Annotated in this window: 20 protein-coding genes and 1 other RNA gene; 18 read left to right on the top strand and 3 right to left on the bottom strand. The window is 33.2% G+C overall.

Going from position 1 to position 23,317, the window contains the following annotated elements; all coding sequences use genetic code 11:
• Positions 1-57 precede the first annotated feature (57 nt).
• Positions 58-591: an acyltransferase family protein gene (locus BUB80_RS14765; protein WP_139262709.1), complete on the bottom strand. Its 534-nt coding sequence runs from the start codon at positions 589-591 to the stop codon at positions 58-60.
• A 103-nt stretch (positions 592-694) separates the two neighbouring features.
• On the opposite strand from BUB80_RS14765, the gene BUB80_RS14760 reads away from it, so the two are divergent.
• The 3 genes from BUB80_RS14760 to BUB80_RS23420 all read left to right on the top strand — a co-directional run bounded on the left by BUB80_RS14760 (position 695) and on the right by BUB80_RS23420 (position 2,121).
• Positions 695-1,207 carry a DUF421 domain-containing protein gene (locus BUB80_RS14760; RefSeq protein ID WP_073294145.1) on the top strand — a complete coding sequence of 171 codons (513 nt, stop codon included), beginning with the start codon at positions 695-697 and terminating at the stop codon, positions 1,205-1,207.
• Between the two features lie 3 nt (positions 1,208-1,210).
• Positions 1,211-1,705, top strand: a complete 495-nt coding sequence (locus tag BUB80_RS14755; RefSeq protein WP_073294143.1) for a GNAT family N-acetyltransferase — start codon at positions 1,211-1,213, stop codon at positions 1,703-1,705.
• Positions 1,706-1,824: 119 nt separating this feature from the next.
• Positions 1,825-2,121, top strand: a complete 297-nt coding sequence (locus tag BUB80_RS23420) for a hypothetical protein (protein ID WP_139262707.1) — start codon at positions 1,825-1,827, stop codon at positions 2,119-2,121.
• Between the two features lie 76 nt (positions 2,122-2,197).
• Here BUB80_RS23420 and BUB80_RS14750 read toward each other — a convergent pair whose 3' ends face one another.
• Entirely contained in the window at positions 2,198-2,512 is a 315-nt protein-coding gene (locus tag BUB80_RS14750) for a DUF4286 family protein (protein ID WP_073294141.1), read from the bottom strand.
• A gap of 148 nt (positions 2,513-2,660) precedes the next feature.
• Here BUB80_RS14750 and gyrA point away from each other — a divergent pair, with 148 nt between their 5' ends.
• The 6 genes from gyrA (at position 2,661) to BUB80_RS14720 (ending at position 9,998) form a co-directional block, all read left to right on the top strand.
• A complete protein-coding gene (gene gyrA / locus BUB80_RS14745; RefSeq protein ID WP_073294139.1) occupies positions 2,661-5,249 on the top strand; it encodes a DNA gyrase subunit A in 2,589 nt (862 codons plus the stop codon).
• Between the two features lie 28 nt (positions 5,250-5,277).
• Complete coding sequence (locus tag BUB80_RS14740; RefSeq protein WP_073294137.1) at positions 5,278-6,321, top strand: tetratricopeptide repeat protein; 1,044 nt, start codon at positions 5,278-5,280, stop codon at positions 6,319-6,321.
• A 535-nt stretch (positions 6,322-6,856) separates the two neighbouring features.
• Positions 6,857-7,693: a 1,4-dihydroxy-2-naphthoyl-CoA synthase gene (locus BUB80_RS14735; protein WP_073294135.1), complete on the top strand. Its 837-nt coding sequence runs from the start codon at positions 6,857-6,859 to the stop codon at positions 7,691-7,693.
• Positions 7,694-7,764: 71 nt separating this feature from the next.
• A complete protein-coding gene (gene menA, locus BUB80_RS14730) occupies positions 7,765-8,694 on the top strand; it encodes a 1,4-dihydroxy-2-naphthoate octaprenyltransferase (RefSeq protein ID WP_073294133.1) in 930 nt (309 codons plus the stop codon).
• Between the two features lie 12 nt (positions 8,695-8,706).
• A complete protein-coding gene (locus tag BUB80_RS14725; RefSeq protein WP_073294131.1) occupies positions 8,707-9,153 on the top strand; it encodes an SRPBCC family protein in 447 nt (148 codons plus the stop codon).
• A gap of 158 nt (positions 9,154-9,311) precedes the next feature.
• Entirely contained in the window at positions 9,312-9,998 is a 687-nt protein-coding gene (locus tag BUB80_RS14720) for a metal-dependent hydrolase (RefSeq protein WP_073294129.1), read from the top strand.
• A 104-nt stretch (positions 9,999-10,102) separates the two neighbouring features.
• Here the strand turns inward: BUB80_RS14720 and ffs are convergent.
• An RNA gene (ffs, locus tag BUB80_RS14715) (signal recognition particle sRNA small type) lies at positions 10,103-10,199 on the bottom strand.
• Positions 10,200-10,330: 131 nt separating this feature from the next.
• On the opposite strand from ffs, the gene BUB80_RS14710 reads away from it, so the two are divergent.
• From BUB80_RS14710 to BUB80_RS14670, 9 genes are all read left to right on the top strand, one after another.
• Positions 10,331-10,927, top strand: a complete 597-nt coding sequence (locus tag BUB80_RS14710; RefSeq protein WP_073294127.1) for a DUF4199 domain-containing protein — start codon at positions 10,331-10,333, stop codon at positions 10,925-10,927.
• A 16-nt stretch (positions 10,928-10,943) separates the two neighbouring features.
• The gene (locus BUB80_RS14705; RefSeq protein WP_073294125.1) at positions 10,944-11,894 is read left to right on the top strand and encodes a glycosyltransferase family 2 protein; all 951 of its coding nucleotides are present in this window, start codon (positions 10,944-10,946) and stop codon (positions 11,892-11,894) included.
• A gap of 236 nt (positions 11,895-12,130) precedes the next feature.
• Positions 12,131-15,805, top strand: coding sequence for an SNF2-related protein (locus BUB80_RS14700; protein ID WP_073294123.1), 3,675 nt, complete (start codon positions 12,131-12,133; stop codon positions 15,803-15,805).
• A 612-nt stretch (positions 15,806-16,417) separates the two neighbouring features.
• On the top strand, positions 16,418-17,119 hold the full coding sequence (locus tag BUB80_RS14695; protein WP_073294157.1) for a GIN domain-containing protein: 702 nt from the start codon (positions 16,418-16,420) through the stop codon (positions 17,117-17,119).
• Positions 17,120-17,268: 149 nt separating this feature from the next.
• Complete coding sequence (locus BUB80_RS14690) at positions 17,269-18,984, top strand: phospho-sugar mutase (protein ID WP_073294121.1); 1,716 nt, start codon at positions 17,269-17,271, stop codon at positions 18,982-18,984.
• 84 nt (positions 18,985-19,068) lie between these two features.
• A complete protein-coding gene (locus BUB80_RS14685) occupies positions 19,069-20,322 on the top strand; it encodes a pyridoxal phosphate-dependent aminotransferase (RefSeq protein WP_073294119.1) in 1,254 nt (417 codons plus the stop codon).
• A 148-nt stretch (positions 20,323-20,470) separates the two neighbouring features.
• Positions 20,471-21,448, top strand: coding sequence for a phosphatase PAP2 family protein (locus BUB80_RS14680; RefSeq protein WP_073294155.1), 978 nt, complete (start codon positions 20,471-20,473; stop codon positions 21,446-21,448).
• A 46-nt stretch (positions 21,449-21,494) separates the two neighbouring features.
• Complete coding sequence (kdsB, locus tag BUB80_RS14675) at positions 21,495-22,217, top strand: 3-deoxy-manno-octulosonate cytidylyltransferase (RefSeq protein ID WP_073294117.1); 723 nt, start codon at positions 21,495-21,497, stop codon at positions 22,215-22,217.
• 347 nt (positions 22,218-22,564) lie between these two features.
• Positions 22,565-23,227 (top strand): histidine kinase, encoded by a 663-nt coding sequence (locus BUB80_RS14670; protein WP_073294115.1) that lies wholly within the window; start codon positions 22,565-22,567, stop codon positions 23,225-23,227.
• Positions 23,228-23,317: the final 90 nt, after the last annotated feature.

Raw genomic sequence — 23,317 nt, 5'->3', positions numbered from 1 at the left:
AACACCGGAAATGATGCATAAAAAATCCGGAAAAGTAAAATCTTCCGGATTCGTATCTTAATTGATAACTTGTAAACCTATTTTAGGACTAGTCATTGAAATAAAGATAAAGAGTAGTGGCCAGATGATGTAAAACTGTTCTTCAACACCAATAGACCAGATTTGTGGACTGATATCCCATGTTTCCTTTAGTGCATAGGCGACATTGGGAAATATAAACATGGACAATAGTATTCTCATGAGAGAATAATCCGGATTAAAAATTATATAGGAGAGGAATAAGACCAAATAGTAAAGCGGCCAGATCCTTAAAATTCTCCTCATATAGAAGTTTTTGAGATTAATGCCACCACTTTTTTCTTGTTCTGCTAATAAGAGATAGGTAATAAGAAAGCCGCTGATAACGAAGAAAAGGATAACAGAGAGATGACCGTCAGGATAAATTAAAGTTGGATTATCTATAAAATTATGAATACCATTATCTTTCTTGATAATTTCAACATGGTCTATCACTACAATTGTTGCAGCTAATGCTCTTAATGTATCTAATCCTTTTAAATATTTCATTATTTGTACCCTGATTGGCGGCAAATTTAATGTTTATATTTAAAAAGAACTGAATTCGGTTGAATTTGAAATTATTCTGAAAGGAAAACATAAAAATCAATACATTTGATAGTATAAATAAATTCTTGTGAATCCAATCCTTGATGTAGTTGTCCGCTCACTTTGTGTTTACCTTTTTATGATGGTGGCTATTCGGTTGTTTGGCAAAAATCAGCTTTCTCAGCTTAATGCAGGAGATGTGGTTTTGTTATTGCTGATTTCCAATGCAGTTCAAAACGCGATGGTAGGGCAGGATACATCTTTGCAGGGAGGATTAATTGCGGCTTTGGTTCTTTTTGCAGCCAATTTTATTGTAAAAAGATTAATGTTTTCAAATCAATCTTTTAAAACTTTTATGGAAGCAGATCCTGTAATTCTGATAAAGGATGGTAAAGTAGATGAAAAAGCTTTAGATGATGTTAAAATAAATATTGATGAACTGGAAGAAGCTATTCGCGAACATGGCGTCGACGGAATTAAAAATGTAAAACTATCTATTCTTGAAGTGGATGGGAATATAAGCGTGATCTCGGAAGATGAAAAAGATAAGCAGACCCATTATTCTAGAATAAAAAGAAAAAACAAAAGAAAATACCATTAAGTAATGAATTACGAAATAAGAGAAATGCTTCCCGATGACGAACCCAAAGTGTTGGAGATCTATAAACAGGGAATAGACGGTGGAATGGCTACTTTCGAAACAGAAGTTCCGAACCGAGAAGTTTGGAATACAGAGTTTTTTAACGATTGTAGATGGGTGCTTGAGAACGAGAGTAGTGAAGTGGTAGGCTGGTGCGCGCTAAAACATGTAAGTAAAAGAGAGTGTTTTAAAGGAGTTGCAGATGTGAGTATTTATTTGGACAATAAATACCAAGGACTAGGTTTAGGTTCAGTTTTGCTTAAAAAGATGATTTTGGATAGCGAAAGCCACGGATTCTGGACTTTACAAGCCAATATCTTCCCCGAAAATGAAGCTTCCATTAGATTTCATCAAAAAAACGGTTTCAAAAACGTTGGTCTACATAAAAAAATCGCAAAATTAAACGGAGAATGGAAAGATCTTATATCGTATGAAAGAAGAAGCGAAATAGTTTCTTAGATTAGATTTAAGTAGATGAAATTATAAAGTTTCTTAAAAATCCTCTGGAATCTAATAATAAAGTATTATTGGCATTAGTCTTGCAAGTTTTCGTAATGTAATTTGAAAATAGTTGATTTATGAAAGTGCTAACTAAAATAGTAGGATTTTTCTTACTGATTTTTTCTTTTGCTTATTATCAAGCATCACCTCTCCAAAAAGGTCATCATCATCGTGGGCATGGACCGTCGAAACATTATTATCACGGGCCGAGACCACATTATAGACCTGTTGCATATAGGTATCATAGACCTGAAAGACATTATTATAAACCAAACCATTATTACAGACCTGAAAGACCTCACAGGTATTCTCATCACAAAAAATACAGAAGAAATCATGTTTCTAGCAGACCGGTAATTGTCGTAAGATTATAAAAAAATAAAAGCACTGAATATTTTCAGTGCTTTCGCTTTATGATGAAATTTTATTGTGAAGAGAAATGATATTCTTTTAAAATCTGGATTTCTTAGGATTTAGAAAAGTATTAAAAATCATCACTTCCTGTCCAAATTTATTTTCAACGATTTCGGTGATATTTAGAAGTTCGCTCTCCATAAAATCATTTCGAAGGTCATCATTATCAAACATCAAAAGAAGGTTATAATTTTTTCCATCTTCGATATAATCGCTATGTACCTCAGAAAGGATATATTTGGTTACATCCATTAGGTTTTCTGTCATTAAAACCAATGTTTCGTCCATATAATTTTCCCATTCTTCAATATTATTTTTCGTGCAGTGGAAAGTTATACTTAATACGCTCATATTTTATGAATTTTTAAAATTTTGTTGATAAATTCTAGGGCAAAAATCGGCAAATTTTTCGTAAATTAGCACGTTAATAAAAAATCAAAATAGATAATTTTCAGGCTCACAGCTAATGGTCTGAATATCATTATAATAAAATTCGTTTATGCAAAAAGAAGGAGAAAGACTGATTCCTATCAACATTGTTGATGAAATGAAGTCATCTTATATCGATTATTCGATGTCGGTTATCGTGTCAAGAGCGTTACCTGATGTAAGAGATGGCTTGAAACCCGTTCATAGAAGAGTGCTGTATGGTATGTATGGATTAGGGGTTTTTTCTAATAGAAAATATTTGAAATCTGCGAGAATTGTTGGTGATGTTTTAGGTAAATATCACCCGCACGGAGACTCTTCAGTATATGATGCAATGGTAAGAATGGCTCAGCCATGGAGTTTACGTTATCCTCAAGTTGATGGTCAAGGTAACTTTGGATCAATGGATGGCGATCCGCCTGCAGCAATGCGTTATACGGAAGCAAGATTGAAAAAAATCTCTGATGATATTCTTTCAGACTTAGATAAAGAGACTGTTGATTTTCAGAATAACTTCGATGATAGTTTAACTGAGCCTACGGTTATGCCTACAAAGATCCCTAACCTTTTGGTTAACGGAACATCGGGTATTGCAGTAGGTATGGCGACGAACATGGCGCCTCACAACTTGTCAGAAGCTGTAAATGCTATTGGTGCTTATATTGACAATAGAGATATTACTATTGACGAATTGATGCAACACATCATTGCTCCCGATTTCCCTACAGGAGGGATTATCTATGGGTATGATGGGGTAAGAGATGCTTTCCATACAGGAAGAGGAAGAGTTGTTTTGAGAGCTAAAGTTAGTTTTGAAGAAATTGGAAACAGAAATGCGATCATTGTAACAGAAATCCCTTACCAAGTAAACAAAGCTGAGATGATTGCCAGAACAGCTGATTTGGTGAAAGACGACAAGATTCTTGGAATTTACGAGATTAGAGATGAGTCAGACAGAAATGGTCTTCGTATTGTTTATGAATTGAAAAATGATGCGATTCCTAATGTTGTTCTGAACTTATTATATAAATATACTTCACTTCAGACTTCTTTTAGTGTTAATAATATTGCTTTGGTACACGGTAGACCGGAACAATTAAACCTAAAAGATATCATTCACCACTTCGTTGAGCACAGACACATTGTCATTGTAAGAAGAACTCAATACGAGCTTAAAAAAGCGAAAGAGAGAGCTCATATCTTAGAAGGGTTCATGAAAGTGATCGGATCTCAGGCTTCGTTAGATAAAGCGATTGCTATTATCCGTAACAGTACCAACCCTCAAGGAGCGAAAGAAGGATTAATTCAAGAATTTGAACTTTCTGATATTCAGGCTCAGGCAATTCTAGATCTTCGTTTGGCTCGTTTAACGGGTATGGAACTGGATAAGATTCGTGATGAGTATGATACCATCATGAAAGAAATTCAAGACTTAGAAGATATCTTAGCGAATGAGTCTAGAAGATTCCAGATTATTAAGGATGAATTAGCTGAAGTTAAAGAAAAATATGGTGACGAAAGAAGAACGGAGATCGATTATTCTGGAGGAGAAATGTCTATTGAAGATATTATTCCAAACGAAGCGGTAGTTCTTACCATTTCTCATGCAGGATATGTAAAGAGAACATTGCTTTCAGAATACAAAATTCAAAGTAGAGGTGGTGTAGGAAATAAAGCGGCAACAACAAGAGATTCAGATTTCTTAGAGTATATCGTTTCTGCAACCAATCACCAATACATGTTGTTCTTTACTGAAAAAGGTAAATGTTACTGGCTAAGGGTATTTGAAATCCCGGAAGGATCTAAAATATCTAAAGGTAGAGCAGTTCAAAACCTTATCAATATTGAGCCGGATGATAAAATCAAAGCATATATCAGAACCAACGACTTGAAAGATATAGACTATATCAACCAAATGAGCGTGGTAATGATTACTAAAAACGGTACTATTAAGAAAACTTCTCTTGAGGCGTATTCAAGACCAAGAGTAAATGGTATCAATGCTATTGAGATTAGAGATAATGACCAATTATTAGGAGCATGGTTAACGAATGGGACTTCCCAGATCATGATTGCTACTAAGAATGGTAAATGTATCCGTTTCCCGGAAGAGAAAGTAAGAGAAGTAGGAAGAGGATCTATCGGAGTACGTGGTATTACGATGGAAGAAAATGATGAGGTTATCGGTATGATCGTTGTGAACGATGTAGAAAACGAAACGGTTCTTGTAGTATCTGAAAAAGGATATGGTAAGAGAACTGCAGTAGAAGACTATAGAATTACCAACAGAGGAGGAAAAGGAGTTATTACCCTAAACATTACCGAAAAAACAGGAAATCTTATTGCTATCCAAAATGTAACAGATGAAGATGGATTGATGATTATCAATAAATCTGGTGTTGCTATCCGTATGAATATGGATGAAATGAGAGTGATGGGTAGAAATACGCAAGGGGTGAAAATGATCAATCTTAAGAAGAATGATGAGATTGCTGCTATCGCAAAAGTTGCAATGGATAAAGAGGTTGAAGAAGATTTAGAAGAAATAGAAGAAGGAAGTGAAATTGTAGCTGATAACCAAGAAAACGATCAGGCACCTCAGGTTGAAAATGAAAATCCAACAACTGAGGAAGCAGGGAGTTCTGATTCTGAAGAATAAATTGTACAATTAATATAAAATAGTGATTATGAAGAAACTAATTTTAGGTATGGCTATCGTAGCATCAGCTTTAGTTTTCGGACAAAAAGAAGATGTAAACGCTAAGTTACAGGTTGCTAATAAAGCAGCAATGGATGCTTATAGTGCAAAAAATTATACGGTTGCAGGCCCTAAGTTTTTAGAAGTTTATAACTTGTTGAAAACGAATGGTCAAGACGATAAAACGTATATGTACTATGGAGGATTGAGTTATGCTTTAGCAAATAACAACGAAGAGGCGATTAAGATCTATAAAGAATTAATTAATTCAGGGTATACAGGAGTTCAGACAACGTATACTGCAAAAGATAATAAAACAGGACAGGTTAATCCTTATGACAAAAGTACTTGGGAATTATTGAAAAAATCTTCTCCAAAAGAGTTTTCTGATTTTAAAACTGAGCAGTCTCCAAATGTTGAGCCAGATTTGTATGAAACGTTATCTACGCTACTTTTAAATACTAAGAAGCATGATGAAGCGATAGCAATTATCGAGAAAGGATTAGCTAAATATCCAAATAACGCTAAACTTAAGGAATTGCAGGGGACAGCACTTTATGCTTCCGGAAATACAGATAAATTCATGCAGAATTTAAAGGAGCAATTGGCTAAAAATCCTAATGATGCTACAAATTGGTATAATTTAGGAGTATTGCAATCTAAGAATCCTGCGACTACAAACGATGCAATAGCTTCTTTCCAGAAAGCACTTGAATTAGGTTCAGCTGATCCTAAACTGTCTAATAACGCTTATCAAAATTTAGTCTATACCGCTATTGGTGATGATGCAAAAGCAGTAGAAGAGATCAATGCGCTTAGAAAAACGAAGCCGGATGATGCTACCAAGTTAATTGAAGCTAGAAAAGAGAGATTCAATAAAGCTCTTCCTTATGCTGAAAAATGGTATCAAGCAAATCCTACAAGTTTAGATGCGGTTTCAACATTAAAAGATATTTATAATATCACTAAAAACCCAACAAAAGCTGCTGAAATGAAAGCTAAAGAAGCTGAACTTTCGGCTAAGGCAAAATAATACTTTTTAATCTTAAAGGTTAAAGATCAAAACCGGAGCAATTGTGTTCCGGTTTTTTTGTACTTTTTTATTTCAAACGAATTAAAAACATAAAGAAGAATCCGACACTTTTTAAAAAAATTAAATCATTAAAACATATCAATAGGAATGGGCTTCAGCCCATTTAGAAAAACAGAACATACAATTTGGCTTTAGCCAAAACTTGAAAAAATATAAATGCTACAAATAAATACAATCATCTGTGTAAATCTGCAAAATCCGCGAGAGAAAAAAAGAAACACAATTTTTGTTATTTCGACGAAGGAGAAATCTATCTTTTATAAATTATTCATCCAGTCTTCTTTCTTTGTAATTGAAAATCCTCTCAATAATGTAAAGATATCTTAGTATTCTTAGCGTTAGATTAATAGTATTCAAAAAAAATCAGAATCATCTAAATCAAACTAAAAAATTCAACAAATTTCCCAATGACTATCATCAAAAATCAATGTTAAAATTCTCTGTAATTCCGTATCTTTGAGAAAATTTTTACAAGATGATCGAGTGGAAAACCGTCAAAGAATACGAAGATATTACGTATAAAAAATGCAATGGTGTAGCAAGAATTGCTTTTAACAGACCAGAACTTCGAAACGCTTTTCGTCCAAAAACTACCTCAGAATTATATGATGCTTTTTATGATGCTTCTGAAGACTCTTCAATAGGCGTTGTTTTGCTTACAGGTGAAGGGCCAAGTCCTAAAGATGGAGGTTGGGCTTTCTGTAGTGGAGGAGACCAAAAAGCAAGAGGACATCAGGGTTATGTAGGTGAAGACGGAAGACATCGTTTAAATATCTTAGAAGTTCAGCGTTTGATTCGTTTTATGCCGAAAGTTGTTATCGCGGTTGTTCCGGGATGGGCTGTTGGTGGTGGACATTCATTGCATGTAGTTTGTGACCTTACATTAGCAAGTAAAGAACATGCGATCTTCAAACAGACGGATGCTGATGTTACAAGTTTTGACGGAGGTTACGGTTCAGCGTATTTAGCAAAAATGGTTGGACAGAAAAAAGCTCGTGAAATTTTCTTTTTAGGGAGAAATTATTCTGCTCAGGAAGCGTTGGAAATGGGAATGGTAAATGCGGTAATTCCACACGACGAATTAGAAGATACAGCTTACGAATGGGCTCAGGAAATTTTAGCTAAATCTCCAACTTCTATCAGAATGCTGAAATTCGCCATGAACTTAACAGACGACGGAATGGTAGGTCAGCAGGTATTTGCTGGTGAAGCTACACGTTTGGCTTATATGACGGAAGAAGCAAAAGAAGGAAGAAACGCATTCTTAGAAAAAAGAAAGCCTGACTTCGGAAAAGATCAATGGATATCTTAACATAAGTAATTGGTAATAAGTAATGAAAAATATAGGCATTACTTATTACCAATTATTCATTACTTATACATATGAAGGATTGGATAAAAGCCGCAAGGCTAAGAACATTACCGCTTTCTTTAAGCGGAATTATTATGGGAGCTTTCATCGCAAAATGGAGGCTTTATGGCGAAGGTGGAATTTGGGACTGGAAGATTTTCGCATTAGCATTGGTGGTAACCTTGTTGTATCAGGTACTTTCAAACTACGCTAACGATTATGGCGATGGAGTAAAAGGAACGGATGCTAAAAGAATCAGTGAAGCCGAATCCAGAGCAGTAGCTTCAGGGAAGATTACAGCAAAGCAAATGAAAAATGCGGTGATCTTGGTAGCCATATTGGCTTTTGTAGCTACTATTGCTTTGTTATATGTGGCTTTCATTCCAAATTATATGAATGAATTTTACATTTTCATAGGATTGGGTGTTGCATGTATTTTAGCGGCAATTGGCTATACTGTTGGAAAAAAGCCTTATGGATATATGGGATTAGGAGATCTTTTCGTATTTATCTTTTTTGGGTTAGTTTCAGTTTGCGGAAGTTATTTTCTGTTTACAAAAACGTTCAGTTGGGATATGTTATTACCCGGAGCTGCAGTAGGAATGATGAGTATGGCGGTAATTAACCTTAACAATATGAGAGATATTGAAAGTGACAGATTATCAGGAAAAAATAGCTTTGCGCTAAGAATAGGATTCAGAAATGCAATGATATACGAAATGATCTTATTACAACTTCCTTTAATTTTGATCATGATATTTTTAGGGATGAATGGTTTTATTCAGTCTCAAAATTATTACGTTTTTATTGTGATGATCTTGTTGATTCCGTTTGCTAAACTGAGAAGAAAAATAATGGCTGTAAAAGAGCCTAAAGAGCTAGACCCGTTCTTAAAGCAAGTCGGAATTCTAACATTTACAATGGCAACTCTTACAGCGATTGGACTTAATTTCTTTAAATAAACTACCAATATTATGAGTTCGAATATCTATGTTGAAGCTCAAATGCTTATCAGAAAACCAATTGAAGATGTTTTTGAAGCATTTATCAATCCTGAAATTACAACCCAATTTTGGTTTACAAAATCTACCGGGAAATTAGTAGAAAGCGAAACTGTTATTTGGGAATGGGAGATGTATGGTGTGAAGTCTGCGGTAAAGGTTAATCAAATCATTCTAAATCATTTAATCAAAACAGAATGGGGAGAGCCTTCAACAAATGTAGATTATGAATTCAAAGAAATGGAAAAAGGCACTCTTGTTATCATTAAAAGCTATGGTTTTTCTCAAACTGGGGAAAATCTGTTAAAGGTAATAAATGATAATACTGGTGGCTTTACAACAGTTTTAGATGGATGTAAAGCGTATTTGGAACATGGGATTAATTTAAATTTAATAGAAGATAAATTTCCTCAGAAATAAAATCAATAAGAAACTTAGCATTTACTAGCTTAAATAAAACACAAATAACACTAATATTTACACAAATTTTCACTAAAATTTTAATAGTGATATTTGTGTAAATATTTGAGTTATTTGTGTTTAAATATTTAAAAATTAATTAAAAAATAACTTTAAAAATGAAAATACAATTCTTAGGACAAAACTGTTTTTTGTTCACGTATAAAGACAAAACGATCTTGAGCGACCCTTTTTATAACTATAAAAAAGCGGAATCAGGATTTGATATTTCAGCTCAAAAGATTGACTATATCTTATTAACTCACGCGCACGGAGATCATATTGCCGATGTGGAAGAAGTTTTACAATTTCATCCTGACGCTACGGTAATCGGAGTTCCAGAAGTTTGTGCATATTTCAAAACAGCTAAAAACAGAGATGATGTGAACTTAGGAGGGTCGGCAAAAATCGACGATCTTAAAATTTCCATGGTACCAGCTCATCATACAAGTTCTTTTCCAGATGGAAGCTATGGAGGCGTTCCAGTAGGCTATATTTTCAGATTGCCTGAAGGTAAGAACATATATATGGCTGGAGATACAGGCGTAATGGCTGATATGGAGTTATTTCCAAGATTATATGGAAATATTGATTTATCAATTCTACCAATTGGAAGTCACTACACAATGTGTCCGAAAAAAGCGGCTTTTGCAGCAGCGGAATTATTGAAAACTCCAAAAGTAATCGGCTGTCATTTTGATACTTTCCCTGCAATTGAAATTAATCATGAAAGTGCATTGAAGCATTTTGCAGATAAAAATGTAGAACTTGTATTGCCTAAGCTAGGAGAGGAGTTCGAATTTTAAGTAAAGATTAAAAGGTAATTTGAAAATGATAATTGAAATGTTGAAAAGTATAGAAACAAAAAAAGATAATTCTAAAATTACCTCTGTTCAACTTAAAATAAAAAAAATGGCAAGCTACCTAAATCACACCGCTCAACCAATTACCTTTGCTGCGTTCCCACCCTGGAGGATTCTCAGGAGCTGGTTGTTTAGGACTTGCCGTTGCAAAGGTAGGAATATTTTATAAACTTCAAAATAAAATTACAAAAAAATAAACTGAAAAATCCTTTATTGAAGCTAAATTGCTGAAATGTAGGCTTATAATTTTTCAAAAATTTTCAAAAAAATTTAACATGACTAAAAGTCCATCAACAATAGGAATTATACTTTTTATAGCCACTATGATTGTTTTTTTCATAGTATACTTCTTTTTCTCGGGAATACATTATTTTGATATTTCACTGAAAGCCAATGCTTTCGTATTGCCTCTTATCTATGCAGGAGGTGCTTTTTGGTCGGTAAAGGTGTACTGGAACAACCACCGACTTAATTTCAGACAAGCTTTTAAGAGAGCATTCATACCCATGTTTATTGGAGGAATTCTTTCGATTTTCAGTATTTATTCATTTTTAAATTTTGTAGATCCGGAAGCAAAAAACCTATTGAATTACCAATATGTTCACACTCAAAAATCAGAATTGGACAAAGAATATACTTCTGCAAGGAAGATTATGAAGCACCAAAAAGATATTGACGAGCTAGACCAAAAATATAAAGAAAGACTTCAAAGTTTCACTCCTGCAGCTGTTAAAGGAAAAGATATGCTTACGGCAAGTCATTTTTCGGGATATTTTGCAGCAATTCTTATATTTTACGTAGTTTTGTCATTGTTTTTTGGAGCATTTTTCAGAACAAGAAGTGTTCACGAGGAACCAATAAATCAAGAATAATTTTTATTAAAATTAAATGAATCTATCTATAGTTATTCCGCTACTTAATGAAGAGGACTCTTTGGAAGAGCTTTTTTCAAGGATTAATACTGTTTGCGTTACAAATAATTTATCTTATGAAATCTGGTTTGTAGATGATGGAAGTACGGATTTATCGTGGAGTATTATCGAAAATTTAAAAGTACAACATCCTCAAATTCATGGGATTAAGTTTTCCAAAAATTACGGAAAATCTCAGGCACTTCACGCTGCTTTTGAAAGAACAAACGGAGATGTAATCATCACAATGGATGCTGATTTACAGGACTTTCCGGAAGAAATTCCTGAATTGTATGACATGGTAATTAAAGATAATTACGATATCGTTTCAGGCTGGAAAAAGAAGCGTTTTGATAATGTCATGACGAAAAATGTACCATCAAAACTGTTCAATGCTGCGGCCCGTAAAGTTTCTGGTGTTGAACTTCATGATTTCAATTGTGGCCTTAAAGCGTATAAAAAACAGGTGGTAAAAACAATTGATGTGTATGGAGATATGCACCGTTATATCCCTGTTTTAGCTGCAAATGCGGGTTTCAGAAGAATTACAGAAAAAGAAGTTAAGCATCAGGCAAGACCTTATGGAACTTCAAAATTCGGAACGGAAAGATTTATCCGTGGCTTTTTAGATTTGGTAACCCTTTGGTTTGTAAGTCGTTTTGGAGGAAGACCAATGCATTTCTTTGGAGCGGTAGGAACCATGATGTTTATTCTCGGTTTTCTTTCTGCGCTTTGGTTGGGGGTTTCAAAACTCATTGATGTAGCAAGAGGAATTTATGGGCATTTAATCACCAATAATCCTTGGTTTTTTATTGCATTGACCATGATGATTATGGGAACTTTGCTTTTCATTGCAGGGTTTTTAGGAGAAATGATTATCAGAACGAATCGTGAACATAAAAATTATAATATTGATGAAGTTATTTAGGTAACTTCCTGAAAAATAACCCACAAAAGAAACGAAATATCTTTAACATTAAGTTAATTGTATTGAAAACCTTGCTATAGTAAGCAGAATTAGAATATTCTTTTTAGGTAAATTTATTATAATCAAGGAATTGAAATCCTAAAACGTAAGGAGTAAAATAAAACTTTTGTATATAATAAATGAAGCCATTTAAAAGTTAAATGGCTTCATTTGTATGATAAAAAACACTATAAAAAATGGCTGAAACTAAAATTTCTAACATTGCTAAATTTATTCTGAATAATGCAAATTCTTCAAGTATTAATAGATCCATGCAAATTTATCCTGTTTTAAAATCTATTAATAATAGCAATTTTGTTTTTGAATGTAGAGGTTCTGCAAAGAAGCCTTATATCGTTAAGATTTATTGTGATGATATCATTACCGTAGATTGCTCTTGCCCGTATGATTATGATGGGATTTGTAAACATGGCGTAGCTTCTTTAGAGAAATTAGCATTGATTCTTAGAGAAGAAAAAATTAATGATATAAAACCCCGCCAAACGGCTCAGTTTGTAAGTAGCGCAGATATTTTAAAAAAAGAAGATAACAGTTTGAACTTCACGTTGGAAAATGGAATCATTGATTATGAAAAAATAAGAAAAGAATTGCAAAGCAACGGGGGAGGAAACTCCTATCATCAAGCTTTTATTATAGGCGCTACTCCGGACAGTATTGTTGTACAGGCAAATACTTGGGAACGGGAAAAGCAAAGTTTTATCTATAACAAAAAAAGCAGCACATTAAAAGTATCCTGTACTTGTAAAAAGAAATTCCAAAAAAAGTATTGCCAGCATCTTTATCCTGCTTTTGAAAAAATAATGCAAATATTTGGAAATGATTATTTTAATGATTATTACTTAGAGAATAAAAAATCAAATTTTTTAGCAGATTATGGTCTCGATCTACAGGATGACTATCAAAAATATTTTGATTTTAAGCTTAATGATCAAGGTTTCTTTGCAACGAGTAAGTTTCCCAATCTTCATAAGATAGATACTCCTTATGAAAGTGATTTTTCTAAAATATTAAACCAACCCAATTATAAAATACCGGGTTCTGAAAAGCAATCAACATACGGAGAAGCTTTAGTTTTTGAATTTGACAGGAATAGTTTTGGAGGATTTGTGCCTGTAACGGGTAAATTTAACAAGGAAAGAACAGAGCTGGCGACCCATTTCAAAGAAATTTCTTACTATTCTTTGGATAGTAGTATTGATAATTATGATGAAAAGTTTGTACAAGTTATTTTAAAAAGCTACAAACTATCAAAAATTTTATACAAGCTTAATAAGGCAGATGATTTTTCAAAGGCTATTCATAGTTTTAGTGAGTTGATTTCTTTACTGAAAGACTATCCACTTTTTGCTCATCAAGAGAGAAATACATATACCCGTAAAAATTTAGATTCACTTTTTATTGTTGAGAAAGAGTTGGAAATGGTATTTCAGTTTAGTGAAGATCCTTTATTCTATCAGTTGGAACCGAAAATAAAAATTGGTGACCAAACGTATAAAACAGACTCTTCAAAACTGCAAATAACTCCTTTATTCATTAAAAAAGATAATGAGATTTATCCTATAAAAAGTCCTGCTTTTTCTGCAGATTTACAGTATTATATACATCATCCGCAGACCAATTATATTAAGAAAAATGCAATTGCTTTTAAAGAAAAAATCTTATCTCCGTTGTCTCAAAAATATCAGGTAAAAACTGATAATTTCAAAAATACTAAGAGTAAGACAGATGAAAATGGTTTAGAAAAGCAAGTATATATTGAAGATGCAGATGAAATGGTGAGTTTTACACTTGCCGTGCAATATCCTGAAAAATTAATTGATATAGAAAGTAAAGAACTTCGTTTTTCAATTAATGAAAAAGGCGGTTTTTCTTATTTGGAGCGTAATACAGCTTTAGAAAACCAGCTTCGGGAAGAGTTTTTACAACTGCATCCAGGTTTTCAGGATCAAGAAGGGGTATTTCATCTCAACGCATCCCAGCTAATGGAAGATTTTTGGTTTTTAGATGCTTCCGAAAAATTGAAAAATCAAAACATCAAATTATTTGGAGCTAAAGAGCTGAAATCATTTAAATATAATCTCAATAAAGCATCTATAAGTGTTTCTGTAAAGTCTGATATTGATTGGTTTGATATAAGTATTGATGTTTCATTTGGAGATCAGAAGCTATCATTAAAAGACTTACAAAAAGCATTCGTTAAAAAATCCAATTTTGTAGTGTTGGGAGATGGAACTATAGGTATTATGCCCAAAGATTGGATGGATAAATTCGCCGGCTATTTTAAAGTAGGTGAAATAAAAAAAGAAGGACTACAGATTTCTAATTTCCAGTTTGGTATTATTGATGAACTGTATAATGAATTGGAAGAAAAACCCGATTTTCTGATTGATCTTTATGAAAAAAAGAAAAGGATTCAGAGCATAGAAAACATCGAAAAAGTTCCTGTTCCAAAAGGAATAAAAGCTAAACTTAGGGAATATCAGATTCATGGTTTGCATTGGCTTAATTTTCTAGATACACATCAGTTAGGAGGTTGTTTGGCAGATGATATGGGATTGGGGAAAACGCTGCAGATGATTACTTTTCTGCAACATCTGAAAACCACTAAAAAGCCAAAAAATCCTTCATTGATTATTGCGCCAACTTCGCTTATATTTAATTGGCAGAATGAAATTAAGAAATTTTGTCCTACGCTTAAACTTCTTGTTTTTACAGGTCTGAATCGTGCAGACTTACTAGCAGGCTTTAATAAATATGATGTGATCATTAACACCTATGGATCTATTATAAATGATGCTGAGTTTTTAAAGGATATTGATTTTAATTATTTAATTTTAGATGAAAGTCAGGCCATTAAGAATCCAAATTCTAAGAGGTATAAATGTGTTAGGCTTTTGAAAGCGTACAATAGAGTTGTTCTTACCGGAACACCCATTGAAAATAATACGTTTGATCTGTATGCGCAATTCAATTTTGTGAATCCCGGATTATTGGGGAATATGACACATTTCAAAAAAGAATTTTCTGATGCTATTGATAAGGAAAAAGATGTACAAAGCTCAGAATTGCTCTCAAAAATCATCAGTCCTTTTATTTTAAGGAGAACGAAAGAACAGGTAGCAACAGAACTACCGGATAAAGTAGAAAGTATCATTTACTGCGAGATGGAAAAAGAGCAACGCAAAGTATATGATACTTTCAAGGATCAGTATCGAGATTTTCTTTTGAATAAAATTGATGAAAACGGCATCGGAAAATCTCAAATGTACATTTTGGAAGGTCTTACCAAATTACGACAGATTTGCAACAGTCCGGCTATATTATCAGACAAAGAAGAATATACTAAGGAGTCTGTAAAGCTGGATATTTTAATAGAAAATATCATTGAAAAAACTGGAAATCACAAGATATTGGTTTTCTCTAGTTTTGTGAAAATGCTGCAATTGGTAAAAAATAGACTCGAAGAAAATAATATTACGTATGAATATCTTGATGGGCAGACAAAAGACCGCCAAAACAGGGTAGAAAATTTCCAGAACCAAGAGGATATTCGGGTTTTTCTAATCAGTTTGAAAGCAGGTGGAACCGGATTGAATCTTACCGAGGCAGATTACGTATTTATCATTGATCCTTGGTGGAATCCTGCGGTAGAAAACCAAGCAATAGATCGTTGCTACAGAATCGGACAAAAAAAGCAGGTCATGGCGTATAGAATGATTTGTAAAGATACCATAGAAGAAAAAATTATCAATCTTCAGCAAAAAAAGAAAAAAATTGCCAGTAGTATTATTTCTATAGATGAAGAAAGTAAATCTTTTAATGCCCAAGAAGTGAAAGATTTGTTCGGATAAATAAAAAGAATGGGTGAAAAAAATATTGACGCATTAATATGTGATAAGAAAGCCTCAAGAAGGATGATGCTTTTTGAGGTTTTTTGTTGGTGTCATATTATTTCCGATATTAGTCATACACCAATAAATTTAGCGCTTATAACAGATTTTAGAATCACGTTATAAGCGTTTTTCCTTTTTTGAAAGCTAAATATTCTGCAGAGTAAAAACAAATCAATCAGCAAAATAAAACAGTAAGTTTGTCATTCTGAAAGGATCTAAATAAACTTTGTAGAGCTGCTTCCAACATGACAAACTTTGAAAATGAATTAACGTTTACCATGCTGAACAAAGTAAAGCGGAGTGAAAAATCTTTTTAATACGAATTAAATAGATTTCTCATTCGTCGAATGACATACTCCGATTCAAATGGATAAAATAGCAGATTTTAAGAATAAAATTGAAATTTGTCAGGTATTTTATGGTAGGAAGAGTAAGCCTTTTAGAAATTTAAATACTATTTTTGTTCGGTAAAATTATTTTAGGTACCGAGGAGGGATTAAAAACTTCATGAGTTTTTAATAAAATTAAATGGTATTACTACAGTTGTATACAGAATATTTAAAAGTTAGAATGAAAAAAGTATTGTTCACATTGATGCTCATTGTGGTGGTTTCTTGTGGGAAAATTTCTCCAAAAGGTAAAATTGAAACTAAAGATATTGATGTTTCAGAATTTGTAAATCTTGATTTGGAAGGAAAGTTTCGGGTATTTTATGCAAGAGGTCCAAAGAATTTTGTAGAAATTGAAACATATCCGAATGTTGCCAAAAATCTGGATGTAGATGTAAAAGATAAAACACTTTCTATTAAAGAAAGTAGAGGTACAAAAGGGGTAGACTTCTATAATGTAACCATTTACTCTAAATATAATCTGGAAAAAGTGTCTATTTCAGATTCAGTGGAAATGAATATTTCAAGTGAAATTAAGACCGATAATTTCAGATTGAACTTAAAGAATAATGCCACTTTTATGGGCTCCATCAATACGAGAAGAGCAGAAGTAGAAATGAAGAATGGAAGTAGAGCTAATTTTCTTGGATTGACGAAAGATGCAGTAATAAAGATTTCTGATACAGCGAGTTTAATTGCTCCTTACTGGAAAATAACCAACTTGAAAATAGATTCTAAAAATGGGAATTATGCTGAAGTAAATGTTAAAGACTCATTGAAAGGAAACATTCAGAATACAGCAAAATTTATTTATTATAATAATCCAATCAGAGCATTTAAAATAGATAAAACGACGAAAGTAGAAAATAAAAAGCTGGATTAAGGTATAATACCTATTCGGTTTGTCATTCAGAACGGAGCGAAAACGCAGTGAATAATCTCTGTTTAATAATAATTAAATAGATTTCTCGTTTCTCGAAATGACAGTTAAAAATCAAATTTTACAAACTATATAAAGAACGAAATACACATATGACAACATTAGAAAAAGCAGAGCTTTGGTTAAGCGATACATTTGATAAAGAAACTAGGGAGGCAGTACAATCATTAATTGAGAGCAATTCTCCAGATTTAGAAGATTCTTTTTATAGAGAATTGGAATTCGGAACAGGAGGAATGCGTGGAATTATGGGCGTAGGAACCAATCGTTTAAATAAATACACGCTAGGTCAGGCTACACAAGGGCTAGCTAATTATATGTTAACGCAATTTCCTAATGAAGAAATAAAGGTTGCGATAGCGTATGATGTACGTCACAATTCAAAAGAATTTGGAAAATTGGTTGCTGATGTTTTAACGGCAAACGGAATTAAAGTGTTGCTTTTCAAAGATCACAGACCGACTCCTGAATTATCTTTCACTGTTCGTGATAAAAAATGTAATGGAGGAATTGTATTAACAGCTTCTCATAATCCACCGGAATATAACGGGTACAAAGTATATTGGAATGATGGAGCGCAGATTGTTCCGCCACACGATGAAGCGATTATTAATGAAGTATATTCTGTGAAATTTGACGAAATTAAATTTGATGGAAACGATGATTTGATTGAATGGATTGGTGCAGAGCAAGATGATGTTTATATTGATGCTTGTATTGAAAACTCTACGTACCAAAACGTTGGAAAAGAGAACTTAAATATTGTTTTCACTTCCATTCATGGTACAACATATACAACAGTTCCTCAAGCGTTGAAAAAGGCTGGATTTAAAAAAATAGATCTTGTTAAGGAACAGATGATTCCTAGTGGAAATTTCACCACAGTAGAATCTCCAAATCCTGAAGAGCCTGCAGCATTGGAAATGGCAATGGATTTAGCTAAAATTACAAATGCTGACATCGTGATCGGAACAGATCCGGATGGTGACAGATTAGGAATTGCAGTAAGAAATCTTGATGGTGAAATGCAGTTATTAAATGGGAATCAAACCAATACGATTCTTACATACTACATTTTAAATGAATGGAGAAAATTAGATAAAATCACAGGTTCTGAATTTATTGGTTCTACAATCGTAACTTCAGATATTTTCTTTGATATTGCTCAGAAATTCGGGGTACAATGTAAAGCTGGGCTTACAGGATTTAAATGGATCGGAAAAATGATTCGTGAAGCTGAAGGAAAAGAAAAATTCATTTGTGGTGGTGAAGAAAGTTTCGGGTTTATGACCGGAGATTTCGTTAGAGACAAAGATTCTTGTGGAAGTATTCTTCTTGCATGCGAAATTGCTGCTTGGTGTAAAGCTAATGGCAGAACCATGTATCAATATATGATTGAAATTTACCAGGAAACAGGAATGTATTATGAAGGATTGGTAAATCTGGTAAGAAAAGGAAGAGACGGAGCTGAAGAAATTCAGAATATGATGAAGAACTTCCGTGAAAATCCACCAAAAGAATTAGCTGGTTCTCTAGTTGAAGAAGTGAAGGATTTTAAAGAGCAAACGAACTTTGTGGTTTCTAAAAATGAGAAACTGGTAATGAACGACATTCCAAAATCTAATGTATTGATTTATTATACACAAGATGGAACCAAAGTTTGCGTAAGACCTTCAGGTACAGAGCCAAAGATTAAATTTTATATTTCGGTAAAAGACAGCATCAGCTCTGAAGCAGATTTCAGAGATAAACTGAAATCGTTGGATGAGAAAATTAATCAAGTAAAAAACGACTTACAGTTAACGTAAATATTGAGGCTTTGGATTTAGGAAATTACACTGAACCTAGATCCTAAGCATTCAAATAAAAAATAATTCTAAATTTAAAATAAAGTGAAAGTATCAAAATTAGCAGCCAACCTGATTGGTTCTGAAATTGTAAAAATTGGTAATGAAGTAAATGATTTAAAGGCAAAAGGAGCGGAGATAGCCAATCTTACCATTGGTGATCTGAATTCTAATATCTACCCGATACCTGCAAAGTTGAAGGAAGAGATTCAGAAAGCATATCAGAACAATCTGACGAACTATCCTCCTGCAAATGGACTTTTATCTTTAAGAAATGAAGTGTCAAAAGACTTGAAAACGAGATGGAATCTTGATTATAGCGCGAATGACATTTTAATCACAGCAGGTTCAAGACCTTTGATCTACGCGGTTTATAAAACAATCGTTGATGAAGGAGATAAAGTAATTTATCCTACACCATCTTGGAATAATAATCATTATGCTTATCTTACATCAGCAGATGCTGTAGAAGTTAAAACAACACAGGAAAACAACTTTCTTCCTACTGCAGATGATTTAAGACCACACTTAGACGGAGCTGTTTTATTGGCTCTTTGTTCACCATTGAACCCAACAGGAACAATGTTTACAGAAGAGCAACTTTCAGAAATTTGTAAATTAGTTTTAGCTGAAAATAAAAAAAGAGGAGCAGACGAAAAGCCGTTGTACTTAATGTATGACCAAATTTATTCCAACCTTACTTTTGGAGCAAAACACGTTGACCCTGTATCTCTTTTCCCTGAAATGAGAGAATATACAATTTATATTGACGGTATTTCTAAGTGCTTGGCAGCAACTGGAGTTCGTGTAGGATGGGGATTCGGTCCGGCTCTTATCATTGATAAAATGAAGGCTCTTCTGACGCATGTTGGAGCTTGGGCACCAAAACCTGAACAGGAAGCTACTGCAAAATACTTTGAAAACCCTGAGGATGTAAATACTTTCGTAAATGATTTCAAAGGAAAATTAGAAGCAAGTTTAAAAGTGCTTCACCAGGGAATTCAAGATCTAAAAGGAAAAGGATTAGCTGTTGAAAGTATTGAACCAATGGGTGCGTTATACCTTACAATCAAATTAGATTATATTGGAAAAACAAAACCGGACGGATCTGTTATTGAAAATTCTTCAGACTTAGTATTCTATTTAATTAACGAAGCTGGTGTGGCGCTAGTTCCTTTCTCTGCTTTTGGAGAAGCAAAATCTGAACCTTGGTTCCGTGCTTCTGTTGGTGGATTAGCTACGAGTGAAATTGAATTGATGATGCCTAAACTGGAAAATGCTTTAAACAAGCTTAAATAAAAATAGCACCGCAATTAATTGTTTTGGTTATAGAGAAACGAGAGAGCGTAATATAAAGTTCTTTTGCTTTAAACTGAATGTAGTGTTACTAACAAGTTTACAGATTAAATAAGCTTACGATTAATTGCGGTTGTTTAAACATTAAATGATGAAGAAAATCAGATGGTTACTACTACCAATATCGGTATTAGTATGGTCTCAAAAGAATGATAGTATAGCTGTTGATAAAATTGAGAAAGGAACACAATCTCAAAGCTATACTTTAAAAGATGGTTCTGTTAGAACGTATCCCAAGCCCAAACTTCTTGAATTTATTACAAAGGCTCCAAAGGATTTTATTGATACTAATAAAGATTTTGTAGCAAAGGATCATGCCTATTATCTGGGTGGCGCCGTGGCTAGTACCTTGATTTTGATCCCTTTTGATCAAAAATTAATAGATAACTCCAGAGAGGTTGCCGAGAAATGGGGGATGAGTGTAAGTAATAATTATAATAAAGTTGCTGGGATCGTAAAAGTTCCAAAAGATATTGGTGCCGGACTTTATTTACTAGGAAACGGATCCACTGTTGTCCTATTAGGTGTTGGTTTTGCAACTTATGGTTTAATTAAAAACGATTATAGAGCACAAGCGACAGCAAGTGGTTTGATGGAAAGTTTAATCCTATCAGGAGTATTTTCGCAAACGATTAAAAGAATTACAGGAAGAGAAAGCCCTTTTATCGCTATAGAAAATGGTAATTCCGGAGGAGACTGGAATCCTTTTCCGAGTTTTTCCGCATTTGGCAAAGAAACGCCACATTATGATGCTATGCCTTCGGGACATTTAACTACATTTATGTCAGCAATAACAGTAATTGCAGATAACTATCCTGATTCTGTTTGGATAAAACCCGTAGGATATACCTTGGCCGGAGCATTATGTTTTCAAATGATGCAGAGCCAGGTTCATTGGGCGTCAGACTATCCTTTAGCTTTGTTAATGGGATATTTTATAGGAAAAACGATCTCAAGAAATAGATATTCTGTTTCTGGATTTAGTGCAGGACATGTAAAATATAAAGTAAATTTTACGGCTTCTAGAATTTCAGAATACAATACAGTAGGAGTGAAGCTATCTTTTTAATAAAAAGATCTATATTTAAATAAAATTATAAAAATTAGAATATTCAATGAAAATCATCGCTGTTATTCCCGCTCGTTATGAAGCAAGCCGCTTTCCAGGAAAATTAATGCAGATGTTAGGCGAAAAAACTGTGATTACCACGACATATCAAAATGTTGTAGATACAGGTCTATTTGATGAAGTTTTTGTGGCTACAGATTCTGAGATTATTTTTACTGAAATAGAGAATAACGGAGGAAAAGCTGTTATGACGGGGCAACATGAAACAGGGAGCGATCGTATTGCAGAAGCAGTTCAAAATATTGATTGTGATATTGTTATCAATGTTCAGGGAGATGAACCTTTTCTTAAACTGGAACCTTTAAGACAGTTAATTGAAGTTTTCAAAGAAGATGATAATCAGGAAATTTCTTTAGCTTCATTAAAAATAAAATTGACTGAAAAAGAGGAAGTTGAAAACCCGAATAATGTAAAAGTAATTACAGATAATAGTGGTTTTGCATTGTATTTTAGCCGCTCTGTAATTCCTTTTCATAGAGAAGTTTCTTATGATATAAGCTACTTTAAACATATCGGAGTATATGCTTTCAGAAAACATGCTTTACTTCAGTTTTCGAAACTGGAGATGAAGCCGTTGGAAATATCTGAAAAGATTGAATGCATACGTTATTTAGAATATGGGATGAAAATTAAAATGATAGAAACCAATTTTGTTGGTGTTGGAATTGATACTCCAGAAGACCTTGAAAAAGCGAGGAAGCTGATTTAAAAGGATTCTCAATTGTGTCATTCAGAGCGAAACGAAGGGGAGCGTGGAATCTAAACATTCATATAAATTTTTCATTACGTCGAAATGATAAAGAAAACCTTGAATGTTTTCACCTAAGATTTTATGGATTTTCACTTTCAGAATGACAAACTGTATGTGTATTTTGATTGTTAAAAAATAATAATCAATACACTAGCTGCAACAGAAACGATTCCTTCACAGCAATAGTTGGTTTAGAACCTCGGTTATCAACACAAAAAAAATTACTATACATCCAATCCATTTAGTATATTATTAATAGAAGAAGTCATTACAAAGCCTTATATTTGAATTTATAAATTTAATTAATGAAGAAATTACTGTTAGTTTTCGTCCTGATTTATTCGCAACTCTCTTTTGCACAGACGGCAAAGGAAATCATAGATAAAAACATCGAATTATCCGGAGGATTAACAAATTGGAAGCTGTTAAATTCAGTATTACTTCAGGGAAAAGTAGTCTTAGGAATTAAAGATGAATATCCGATAAAAATCTACCAACAGCGTCCAAATCTTACAAAAACTGTTCTTACGATTAATAATAAAGATACAGCGATTGAAGGATATGATGGAAGTAAAGGATATGCCATGAATTATGCCACGAATAAAGTGCAAGAATATACAAGCTATGTTCCTGAAAGTTTTGATAACGATTTTATAGATTGGGAAAATAAAGGTTTCGAGGCCAAATATTTAGGAAAGGAAAAAGTAGGAGATATTTACTGTCATAAAGTAGAACTTACGAAAAATGTAAATAAGAATTTTTACTATTTCGACACCAAAACTTATATGCTGTTAAAAGAGATTAAGAAAGAAGAAACGCTTACTTATTCTGATTATAAAAAAGTGGGAAGCTTGTTAATGCCTTTCAGAATAGAATCTTCTAGTGCTAAAAAAGATGGAGATTACGTAATGTTGATCAATAAAATTGATATCAACAAAGTTTTTCCAGACAATATTTTTAAATTTTAAGGATAAAAATAACAGCAGCAAAACTGCTAAATAAAATTAATAAGAATGAAAAAGTTTTTTTTATTACTGATTTCTTTTGTAACTTTTTTT

The organism is Chryseobacterium polytrichastri (assembly GCF_900142445.1).
GTDB classification, from domain to species: Bacteria; Bacteroidota; Bacteroidia; order Flavobacteriales; family Weeksellaceae; genus Chryseobacterium; species Chryseobacterium polytrichastri.
Note: the sequence above shows the minus strand (reverse complement) of the source record. Positions and strands in the feature narration are given on the sequence as shown.